This window comes from Nonomuraea sp. NPDC004186 (genome assembly GCF_053603495.1).
In genome coordinates this window covers 61,059-67,599 of the sequence record NZ_JBSGFQ010000071.1, presented here as the reverse complement: position 1 = coordinate 67,599, position 6,541 = coordinate 61,059, and the positions used below count along the sequence as shown (strand labels likewise).

Annotated in this window: 9 protein-coding genes; 3 read left to right on the top strand and 6 right to left on the bottom strand. The window is 73.2% G+C overall.

Features of this window, described 5'->3' with window-relative positions:
• Positions 1–88: 88 nt before the first annotated feature.
• Positions 89–1,042 carry an SDR family NAD(P)-dependent oxidoreductase gene (locus ACWEPL_RS42315; protein ID WP_449901068.1) on the bottom strand — a complete coding sequence of 318 codons (954 nt, stop codon included), beginning with the start codon at positions 1,040–1,042 and terminating at the stop codon, positions 89–91.
• A gap of 53 nt (positions 1,043–1,095) precedes the next feature.
• The gene (locus tag ACWEPL_RS42310; RefSeq protein ID WP_363980731.1) at positions 1,096–1,983 is read right to left on the bottom strand and encodes a TIGR03620 family F420-dependent LLM class oxidoreductase; all 888 of its coding nucleotides are present in this window, start codon (positions 1,981–1,983) and stop codon (positions 1,096–1,098) included.
• A 33-nt stretch (positions 1,984–2,016) separates the two neighbouring features.
• On the opposite strand from ACWEPL_RS42310, the gene ACWEPL_RS42305 reads away from it, so the two are divergent.
• Positions 2,017–2,373 (top strand): ArsR/SmtB family transcription factor, encoded by a 357-nt coding sequence (locus tag ACWEPL_RS42305; protein WP_452439498.1) that lies wholly within the window; start codon positions 2,017–2,019, stop codon positions 2,371–2,373.
• Positions 2,374–2,383: 10 nt separating this feature from the next.
• A complete protein-coding gene (locus ACWEPL_RS42300) occupies positions 2,384–2,839 on the top strand; it encodes an NUDIX domain-containing protein (protein WP_350731562.1) in 456 nt (151 codons plus the stop codon).
• 7 nt (positions 2,840–2,846) lie between these two features.
• On the opposite strand, the gene ACWEPL_RS42295 is transcribed toward ACWEPL_RS42300, so the two are convergent.
• The 3 genes from ACWEPL_RS42295 to ACWEPL_RS42285 all read right to left on the bottom strand — a co-directional run bounded on the left by ACWEPL_RS42295 (position 2,847) and on the right by ACWEPL_RS42285 (position 5,081).
• A complete protein-coding gene (locus ACWEPL_RS42295) occupies positions 2,847–3,587 on the bottom strand; it encodes an MBL fold metallo-hydrolase (protein WP_452439497.1) in 741 nt (246 codons plus the stop codon).
• A gap of 69 nt (positions 3,588–3,656) precedes the next feature.
• Positions 3,657–4,448: a hypothetical protein gene (locus tag ACWEPL_RS42290; protein WP_363980740.1), complete on the bottom strand. Its 792-nt coding sequence runs from the start codon at positions 4,446–4,448 to the stop codon at positions 3,657–3,659.
• Positions 4,449–4,463: 15 nt separating this feature from the next.
• Positions 4,464–5,081: a TetR/AcrR family transcriptional regulator gene (locus ACWEPL_RS42285; RefSeq protein WP_452439496.1), complete on the bottom strand. Its 618-nt coding sequence runs from the start codon at positions 5,079–5,081 to the stop codon at positions 4,464–4,466.
• 57 nt (positions 5,082–5,138) lie between these two features.
• Between ACWEPL_RS42285 and ACWEPL_RS42280 the strand changes: the two genes are divergently transcribed.
• Entirely contained in the window at positions 5,139–6,074 is a 936-nt protein-coding gene (locus ACWEPL_RS42280; protein ID WP_452439495.1) for a zinc-binding dehydrogenase, read from the top strand.
• On the opposite strand, the gene ACWEPL_RS42275 is transcribed toward ACWEPL_RS42280, so the two are convergent.
• Positions 6,071–6,523: a hypothetical protein gene (locus ACWEPL_RS42275; RefSeq protein WP_363980748.1), complete on the bottom strand. Its 453-nt coding sequence runs from the start codon at positions 6,521–6,523 to the stop codon at positions 6,071–6,073. The genes ACWEPL_RS42280 and ACWEPL_RS42275 overlap by 4 nt on opposite strands.
• Between the last annotated feature and the right edge of the window lie 18 nt (positions 6,524–6,541).

Here is a 6,541-nt window from a genome sequence, read left to right as displayed (position 1 = left end):
CCACCGATCTCCAACTCGATCTCCTGGACCTCCTCGACATCGATCCACGAGACCTCCGCTGAAGATCACTCACATGCGGAAAACGGGGCTAGCCGAAGGCGTTGACCCCGGTCAGCTCGGCGGAGAGCGCCCACAGCCGGGCGGCCTGCTCCGGGTCGATCGCATAGTCGCGCACCCCGGGCCCGACGGCCTCCGTGGTCGGCTCGGCGAGGTCGCAGTCCTCGCAGTAGACGCCGCCCATGCCCGCCAGCTGCGGCGAGGTGGCCGCCCACACCTGGGTGGCCGCGCCCTGCTCGGGGGTCTTGAACGTGGGGTCCAGGGCGTTGCCCTCCTCGTCGATCCACCCCGCGGCGACCATCTCCTCCTTGCGGAGGTGGCGCTGCAGCGGCGTGAGGATGGCACCCGGGTGCAGCGCGAACGCCCGCACCCCCGCGTCCCGGCCGAGCGCGTCGAGCTGGACGGCGAACAGGACGTTGGCGGTCTTCGCCTGCCCGTAGGCCTGCCACTTGTCGTAGCCCCGCTCGAACTGGACGTCGTCCCACCGGATGCCCGCATGCCGGTGCCCGGCGGACGAAACGGACACTACCCGTCCCCGGCCCTGGGCGACGGCCGGCCAGAGGCGGTTGACGAGCGCGTAGTGGCCCAGGTGGTTCGTGGCGAACTGCGCCTCCCACCCGGGGCCCACCCTCGTCTCCGGGCAGGCCATGATCCCGGCGCTGTCGATGACGATCTCGACGCTGCGGCCGGTGGCCAGGAAGCGCTCGGCGAACTGCCGTACGCTCTCCAGATCGGCGAGGTCGAGCTCGTCCACCTCGACCCCGCCGATGCCCCCGACCGCTTCCTCGGCGGCCTGGCGACGGCGCGCGGGCACCACGACGTGCGCTCCGGCTCGAGCGAGCGCCCGCGTGGTCTCCAGGCCGATGCCCGAGTAGCCGCCGGTGACGATCGCCAGCTTTCCTGAGAGATCGATCCCGTGGAGCACGTCGTCCGCGGTGCTCCTGGCCCCGAATCCCGACCCGATCTTGTGTTGCGGCGTTGTCATGCGACTCACGCTACGAGTTGGAGCCCACTCGAGGTCAAACGCTCCGACGGGCGTTACAGGCCGAGGGGCTGGGCGAGGTCGGTCAGCTGGGTCAGGGCATGGGCGAGGTCCGGGACGTCCGGGGAGAGCGGCTGGATGACGACGTGGTCGGCCCCCGCGTCCAGGTGGGCGTGCACGCGCTTGGTGATGGCGTCGGCGTTGCCCCAGGCCACGATGGCGTCCGCGAGGCGGTTGCTGCCGCCGTCGGCGAAGTCGTCGTCCTTGAAGCCCAGCGTGCGCAGGTTGTTGAGGTAGTTGGGCAGCGTCAGGTAGTAGGACATGTGGGCGCGGGCGATCTCGCGGGCGCGGGCCGGGTCGGACTCCAGGACGACCGCCTGCTCGGGGATCAGGAGCGGGCCCTGGCCGAGGATCCGGCGGGCCTGCGCGGTGTGCTCCGGCGGCACGAAGTAGCTGTGGGCGCCGTCCGCCAGGTCCCTGGAGAGCTCCAGCATCTTGGGCCTCAGCGCGGCGAGGACCCTGGGAACCGGGACCGGGGGTACGGGCAGCGTCCGGCCGGCCTGGTCCATGGCCTCCAGGTAGGTGCGCATCGCGGCCAGGGGCTTGGCGTAGTCGTGGCCGCGGCCGGTGACCAGCGGGGCATGGCTGACCCCTATGCCGAGCAGGAACCGGTCGGGAAAGGCGTCGCCCAGCGCGGCCGCGCCCGCGGCCATGGCCGTGGCGTCGCGCACCCAGATATTGGCGATGCCGGTGCCGACCGCGATGCGCCGGGTGGCCGCCAGCAGGACGGCGGACATGACGAGCGGCTCCTTGCTGCTCTTGCCCTCGTTGACCCAGAGCGAGCCGTAGCCCAGCGACTCGATCGTGGCCGCCGCACGACGCGCCTCCTCGGCGGGGGCCGTGCCGATCATGGGATGCCACACTCCGACGCGCCCGATGTCCACGGCCGCTCCCCTCGCATAGAATGTTCGATCGAGATGGAACACTACAACAATGTTCGATCGCAGTCGAACAGGACGCGCGGTCTGACGCACACATCCCCGATCGAGGTCTCGCTGCAGGCCGCCCTCGACGCTCTGGGCGATCCGATCCGGCGCCGCATCGTGCGGGAGCTGGCGGCCGTCCCCGCCTGGACGCGCGCCTGCGGCACGTTCTCCCACCTGCCGGTGGCCAAGTCCACGCTCAGCCACCACTTCTCGGTGTTACGCAACGTGGGGCTGCTGGAGCAGCGCGACGAAGGCGCCCGGCGGCTCAACCGCCTGCGCCAGGAGGAGTTCGATCACCGCTTCCCCGGCTTGCTGGGGCTCGTGCTGGAGGAGGAGCGGCAGGAGTAACGTCGGGCTGGTGGGTGCCATAGAGGGGCAAGCGGGCATCAGCGACCGGCCTGCGGCTCGGGTCGTCTGCCTGGATCGCGACGGCAGGGTGCTGCTCATGCACTGGTACGACCCCGTCAGCCGCCTGGACATCTGGGAGCCGCCCGGCGGCGGGATCGACCCCGGCGAGACGGCGCTGGAGGCGGCCAGGCGCGAGCTGGGCGAGGAGACCGGGCTGCCGGGCTCGGCGGTGCGGGAGCGGTTCGTCGAGGTCGAGCGCGACTTCTCGTGGCTGGGAGTGCGGTACGTGAAGACCGAGCCGTTCTTCCTGGCCACCTTCGAGGAGGCGCGGCCGGAGGTGGATCCCGGGGAGCTCACCGAGGAGGAGCGAGTGGCCTACCGGGGCTACGCCTGGGCCGAGGAGTTGCCCGGCAACGTGGAGCCGCCCGAGCTGGCGAAGGTGATCGAGCGGCTCACGGCGCGGTGAGGCGTCATCACAGGTCCAGCGTGATGCCCTCGGAGGCGACCTCCAGCGTGCCGTCATAGGACTTCGCGGCGGCCAGCAGCGCGAGCGCCGGGGACGTGTCGGGCCACAGGTGGGTGAGGAGCAGGCGGCCCACGCCCGCCGAGGCCGCGGTGCGGCCCGCGTCCAGGGCGCTGGACAGGTAAGGCGCGTCCTCTTCGGGGATCCGTTCCGGATAGGTCGCTTCGGCCACCAGCAGGTCCGCTCCCTCCGCCAGCACCGCCAGCTCGGGGGACGGCCCCGTGTCCCCGGTGTAGGCGATCACGCGATCTCCGGCGCTCAGCCGCAGGCCGGCGTTGGGCACGTGGTGCGGCAGGTCGAACACGTCCAGGCGGAACGGACCGATCTCGTACGGCACGCCGGGCGCCAGATCGCGCGTCACGAGGCTGCCCGCCAGCATGCGCGGCTTGTCCAGCGCCAGGACGGCGTCCAGCGCGCCCGGCGGCGCGTACACCGGCAGGGCGGGAGCGGGGACGTCGGCGAGGGCGCGGGCGCGCAGCAGCGGGTTGAGGTCGGCGCAGTGGTCGGGGTGGCCGTGGGTGACCAGCACCGCGTCCACCTCGTCGGCCCGCATGCGCCCGAGGAGCCTCGGCAGCGTGGCATAGCCGGGATCGACGAGGACGCGGAACCCCTCGGCCTCCACCACGTACCCGCTGCACGCCTGCCCCGCCGCAGGCCAAGCCCCACATCCGCCCAAAACAGTAAATTTCACACTCACTCCACACGAAATAGGAAAAGTCGGCAAAGATCCAGGACGCGGCGAGCGGGAGCGCGCGGGCCCTCACACGTGGGGGCCGTCGCGGAAATGGCCGAGTTCGTCGAGCGTCGTCACCAGGAGCCCGCGTAGCAGCCGCCCCGCCACCTTCTCGTGATCGGGCTCCACGGGCACGCCCTTGCCCACCTTCTCGACGTACGCCTCGCGCTCCCGCGGGTCGGTGTACGGCAGCGCGGTCATCCCCACGGCCACCGCGACCCGGGTGCCGCCCCGGGGCAGCACGGCCACGGTGTGCGTACGCAGGCAGGTCTCGTCAGGAGCGCCGTACCAGCCGCTCTTGACCCCGGCCCCGGGCGAGCGGATCGCCTCCCGGGCCCCGAACGCCTGCGACGCGCTGACCTGCCGCATCCACCCCAGGATGGTCTCCGCGACCGGGTCGCCGGCGACGGCGGCCTGGGCGAGCACCGCGTACGCGATGGCGACCTCGTCGGCCGCCACCTCGACGGAGCCGAACCGCGAGGGGTCGCCGTTGGGCGGCGACCAGGCGATGCCGGTGCGGCTGCGCAGGTCGTCGAGGATGACCCGGGGGCCGACGGCCAGCCAGAGGTTGAGCGTGTCGGCGTTGGAGGACACGACCACGGCGGGCTCGGCGTGCCGCCGCCACCGTTCGGCGTCGGGGATGTGGGCCGCGCTCACCCACGCGTACAGGGGCTTGAGCAGCGAGGCGCAGCGCAGCCGCGCCAGCCCCACGGTGACGCCCACCGTGCGGGCGGGCGGCCCGCCGTAGCCGCGTCTGATGCCCGCGGCCTGGACGCTGGCGCTGTGGTCGAGGTCTTTGAGCAGGTCGTTGAAGCCCACGCCCCCACCGTAGACCTACGAAGGGCTCCCCCAGCGGCCTTCGTACCACTCCGTGCTCGGCGGGTCGCCGGGCAACTCGGTCGTCCCCGGCGCGCGCAGGCCGTCGAGCGCGATGGTCAGCAGCCGCTCCTTGGCGTGCGGATGCTCGGCGCCGGGCGCCGGGCGGCTGAACTGCTCCATGAGCAGCGAGACGTCCAGCGTGGTGACGTCGCCCCTGAGCACGCCGGCCGCGCGCGCCCTGGTGATCAGCCGGTCGGCCAGTTCGGTGCCCTTGCGCGCCGTGCGCCACATCTCGTCGGTGACCTCGATGGTGCCGGCGACCGGTGCGAGCGCGCCCGACCTGAACCCCACGCACGCGCGGATGTAGGAGGCCAGCCCCTCCCACGGGTCCGGCTCGGCCAGCCCGGCCTCGGCCGCCTCGACCCCGCGCTCCATGGCGATCACGCACAGGCGCTGGAGCAGCTCCTCCTTGGTGCGGTAGCGGCGGTAGAGGCTGCCCATGCCCACGCCCGCCGCCTTGGCGATGGCCGACACCGGCGCGTCGAACCCCTGCGTCGTGAACACCTCGTGCGCGGCCCGCAGCAGCCGCAGATCGTTGCGCGCGGCCTCGGCCTGCCTCCCGCGTGTGCTCATGCCGTACAGGATATTAGTATTTTCGGAGCGAATCGCTCCGATAGAGAAGGGCTCATCATGCGTGCGGTGGTCTTGAGGCGGTACGGCGGACCGGAGGCGCTGGTCGTGGAGGAGGTGCCGGACCCGGTGGCCGGGCCCGGGCAGGTGCTCGTGGACGTGTCGGTGGCGGGCATCACGTTCGTGGAGACGCAGGTACGCGCCAACCGGGGGCCGCGGCAGGCCGAGCTGCCCGCGATCCTGGGCAACGGCGTCGCGGGGACGGTGGCCGCGACCGGCGAAGGCGTCGACCCGGCGCTGACCGGCACGCCGGTGGTCAGCACGCTCGGCGGTCACGGCGGATACGCGGAGCTCGCGGTGGCGAGCGCCGGCGACCTGATCCCGATCCCCGGCGGCCTGTCGCCCGAGTTCGCGGTGGCGCTGCTCGCGGACGGGCGCACCGCCGTGGGCCTCGCGCGGGCGGCCGCCCCCAAGCCCGGGGAGTGGGTGCTGGTCGAGGCGGCCGGCGGCGGTGTGGGGAGCCTGCTGGTGCAGCTCGCCACGGCCGCGGGGGCGCGCGTGGTGGGCGCGGCGAGCAGCGCCGCCAAGCGCGACCTGGCGGCGAGCCTGGGTGCGGAGCTGACGGTCGACTACACCGACCCCGGCTGGACCCACCTGGTACGGGACGCGACGGGCGGCCTCGACCTGGTCTTCGACGGGGTCGGCGGCGAGGTCGGCGCGGCGGCGCAGGGGCTGCTGAAGGACGGCGGCAGGTTGAGCGTGTACGGCATGGCGGGCGGTCCGATGACCACGCCGGATCCGCGCGTCACTGCGGTCGCCTGGCCGCAGGCGGACCTGCGCGAGCTGGCCAGGGAGGCCCTGACGCTGGCCGCCGCCGGACGCCTGCGCCCGACCGTCGGCGCCACCTACGCCCTGGAGTCTGCCGCCGAGGCGCACGCCGCCATCGAGGCGCGCGCGGTGACCGGCAAGAGCCTGCTCATGATCCAGCCCGTTTAGGCGCCGAACCGCGCCCACGACACGACGAGCGCGGCAGGCACCAGCGCGACCACCCCCAGCGCGGTCACCACCTTCCATCGCCGCGCCACCCCCGGCTCCGTCACGAACGCCGCCACGGCCCCTGCCCCGGCGAAGACCGCCCCGGCCGTGACAGCGTGCGCGAGCGAGGACGTCCACGACGGCAGCGCCTCGCCGACGAGCCTGAACACCACCAGCACCCCGCCCGCCACCAGCGCCACCCGCCGCCCCGGCCGTACGTCCACCCGCTCCAGCACGAGCGCGAACCCGGCGATCAGGGCCAGCGTGATCACCACCACGACGCCGACGGCGGGTGCCAGGCACCCCCAGTCCTCGCAGCCGATGCCCGCCCAGGCCAGGCGCACGCTGGCCCACCACAGCACCCCCAGAGCGGCGCACACCGCGGCCGCCCGCCCCATTCGCCCCCGCATAACCCAATAGTCCCATCG

Bases quoted from the DNA above. Each gene is read 5' to 3' on its own strand.
- ACWEPL_RS42280 (WP_452439495.1), top strand. From the start codon at position 5,139: ATGCGTGCGGTGGTCTTGAGGCGGTACGGCGGACCGGAGGCGCTGGTC.
- ACWEPL_RS42305 (WP_452439498.1), top strand. From the start codon at position 2,017: ATGGAACACTACAACAATGTTCGATCGCAGTCGAACAGGACGCGCGGT.
- ACWEPL_RS42285 (WP_452439496.1), bottom strand. From the start codon at position 5,081: ATGAGCACACGCGGGAGGCAGGCCGAGGCCGCGCGCAACGATCTGCGG.
- ACWEPL_RS42275 (WP_363980748.1), bottom strand. From the start codon at position 6,523: ATGCGGGGGCGAATGGGGCGGGCGGCCGCGGTGTGCGCCGCTCTGGGG.
- ACWEPL_RS42315 (WP_449901068.1), bottom strand. From the start codon at position 1,042: ATGACAACGCCGCAACACAAGATCGGGTCGGGATTCGGGGCCAGGAGC.